Annotated in this window: 4 protein-coding genes; all 4 read right to left on the reverse strand. The window is 40.7% G+C overall.

Annotation, left to right across the window (positions count from 1 at the left end; all coding sequences use genetic code 11):
- Positions 1–989: cobalt-precorrin 5A hydrolase (locus AC1DUW_RS24365; protein ID WP_477643676.1), on the reverse strand; the 989-nt coding region annotated here is incomplete at its 3' end.
- Positions 989–1,765: a precorrin-4 C(11)-methyltransferase gene (gene cobM, locus AC1DUW_RS24370; RefSeq protein WP_098174651.1), complete on the reverse strand. Its 777-nt coding sequence runs from the start codon at positions 1,763–1,765 to the stop codon at positions 989–991. The genes AC1DUW_RS24365 and cobM, both read right to left, overlap by 1 nt.
- Complete coding sequence (gene cobI, locus AC1DUW_RS24375) at positions 1,762–2,469, reverse strand: precorrin-2 C(20)-methyltransferase (RefSeq protein ID WP_053345849.1); 708 nt, start codon at positions 2,467–2,469, stop codon at positions 1,762–1,764. Before cobI ends, cobM begins: the two co-directional genes overlap by 4 nt.
- On the reverse strand, positions 2,462–3,134 hold a 673-nt coding region (gene cbiT, locus AC1DUW_RS24380), incomplete at its 5' end, for a precorrin-6Y C5,15-methyltransferase (decarboxylating) subunit CbiT (RefSeq protein ID WP_477643677.1). The genes cobI and cbiT, both read right to left, overlap by 8 nt.

Genomic DNA, 3,134 nt, shown 5'->3' on the forward strand with positions numbered 1-3,134 from the left:
GTGTCTGACGGAGCTTCAATTTTAGCCTGATTAAGTTCTTCCGGTTCAAAATACACAAATTCCCAACCGTGTTTTTGAACGACTTCAAGCAAACCAATTTCATCTTTCTTTATTGAAATTGTACATATTGCTTTAACACTTTTTATTGAAAATGATAATTCCGCTAATGTTTCCACAATTACCTGCTCAATTTCAACGGCTGATGTTCCTCGATTACAACCGATTCCAAGAACAATGACTTTTGGACGAAAAACAATACCATTGTCCAGAATCTTATTTTCAGTCTGCCTAAGCTCCCGATGAGTAACGACTAATGCTGCTTGAGGCTTTGCTTTAAGAGCGTCATCAATTGACGGATAAACGATTATTTGTTCAGGTAATACTGTTTCATACGTCCACCAGTTCCGTTCACCCGACTCCTGAACGATTGCAACATGCTCTTCATTTACAACGGACGCACTGACTGGCGTTAATTTTTCCGCAGAATCCCAAACCCAGCCAAAGCGCTGGCCAAATAAATCGACAGGAATTGTTTTTTGTACATCTGATGCAGTTGTAATAATTGCATTTGCATCAAGCGCTGCTGCAACTTCCTTGGTAAGTTCATTTGCTCCTCCAAGGTGTCCTGACAAAACACTGATAACATTCTCCCCTTTGTCATCAATGACAACAACTCCTGGGTCCGTTTTTTTATCCTTCAAAATTGGAGCAATCATCCGGACGACGGCACCGAGTGAAATAATTAAAATGATTCCTTTATATTCCTTGAATAAAGCGGGTAACAGCATACGGACGCTTCCCGAAAAAAGCTGGATTTGTCTGTGCTCTTCATCCCCTTTTTCAAACTTGCTCATGTAATATAGATCAGAATTTGAAAAAACAGTGTGTAATTTTCTTGCTAATTCTACACCATGCTTTGTAATTGCTACGATTGCATAAGTATGTGACCGTTTTATGGGGGCAAGTTCCTCTTCTTTTAATTCAATGATCATGGCTTGACACCTTTTCGGAAACCGTGGGTAAAGCTCGCATCATATAGTTTGGAACGGTATTCATCTTTATCATGGATATTAGGGTCTAACGCCCATCCAGCCAAAATCATTGCATGCTTGCGGATTCCATTTTTACGCATATCGTCATCTAAATTCACTAAGGTAGTACGAACAATTTTTTGGTCCGGCCATGTTGCCCGTTGAATGACTGCAACAGGCGTATCATCTTTCCACCCCGCTGTTTGGAGTTCTTTGACGATTTTTTTTGTTAAGGTTGCGCTTAAGAAAAGGGCAATCGTACAATGATGACTCGCTAAATCTCGTAATTTTTCGAATTCTGGAACCGGTGTCCGTCCTTCAGCTCTCGTTAAAATAAGTGTCTGAGTTAAATCGGGAATCGTCAGCTCGGCGCCAATTGCTGCTGCTGAAGCAAATACTGAACTAACACCAGGAATCACCTCATAGCCAATATCCTCTTTCTTCAATAGAACAATTTGTTCCATGATTGCACCGTACATAGCAGGATCTCCTGTGTGAATACGTGCTACCATTTTTCCTGCTTTAACACGATCAACCATAACATCAACAATTTCTTCCAAATGCATTCCAGCCGTTTTCAGCACCTCGGCATCAGGTTTTGCCTTTGCAATCAATTCTTCATTTACTAATGAATCCGTATATAAAATAACGTCTGCTGTTTGGAGAATATTCAATCCTTTTACCGTAATCAAATCCGGATCTCCTGGACCAGCACCTACAATATAAATTTTCACTTTCTCACCACCATCAAAGTTAAGTATTCTAGTTCAAGTCCTTCCAATTCACTTAAGTTCCAGATTACTTCTTCATCGGAAGTGACTTTGGTTACAACTGAAGCCTTTTCAAGCAAATCTAAATCTTTTAATACAGTTATCATTAAATCGATTACTTTTGCGACTTTAATGAACACTACAGCATCATGATCTTCAATCGCCTTCTTCATCGCTTCATAATCATCTCTTGCAGGAATAATCGCGACATGATCATCGCCATCTGCCAAAGCAATGCCCAATCTTGAAGCTGACCCGTTAAACGAAGAAATGCCTGGTACCGTCTTAATCTCAACTTCAGGATGCAACTCCTGCATCAATTTCATCATATGTATGAACGTACTATATAAAAGCGGATCTCCTTCTGTAACGAAAGCAACATCTTTACCTTCATATAACTTTTGCCAAACCTTCTCAACTGTTTCGTTCCATTCCCGATCCAAAATCGTTTGATCCTTCGTCATCGGAAAAACAAGTCCGAGCATTTCCTTCTCCTCAGGCCGAATGTATACTTCTACGATACGATGGGCGTAGCTTTTGCTACCTTTTCTTTTTTTCGGATACGCAATAACTGGCGATTCCTGAATGACTCGAAACGCTTTTACTGTAATAAGCTCCGGATCTCCAGGACCGACGCCAAGACCATATAATGTACCAAGATTACTCATTCATGTCTTCCTTTCGTTGTGCAGTAATGATATAAACCGGATTCAGCGGTACAAATCTGTTCATTCCTAAAATAGGTTTGCTTCGTGAAATTTGAGCGTGCATGATGGAGGTTTGAAAACCTGCTTCTGCAAATGCCTCGTTCGCACGGTAAAGATTTTCTATCGTAGCGGCATTAAGGACAATCCTTCCGCCTTTTTTCAACCGATTGCAGCAAGTATTGATGAGGTCTACCATCTCTCCGCCTGTCCCACCGATAAAAACGGCATCCGGATCAGGAAACGTTTCTAAGCCTTGCGGTGCTTTTCCATGAATCGCCGTTAAATCGGTACGAAACTTACGTTGGTTTTGTAAACAATTTTCTAAATCCGGCTCATTTTTTTCAATCGCAAAAACTTGACCTTCAGGTGAGAGCTTCGCAGCTTCAATCCCCATTGAGCCCGTACACGTCCCAACATCCCAGACGATGCTGCTTTTCTTAAGGTTTAACGCATGAAGGCTTAATACTCGAATTTCCTTTTTGGTAATGAGACCTTTATCTGGCTTCCGCTGCGAAAATTCTTCATCTTCAATGCCTAAAGACCAGCTCGGTCCTTCAGATATCTTTTTCAAAATGACGACATTTAACGGAGAGAATTTCCGCTCTATCATTTCTTCAAGTTCATAC

The organism is Peribacillus sp. P4_C12 (genome assembly GCF_056402095.1).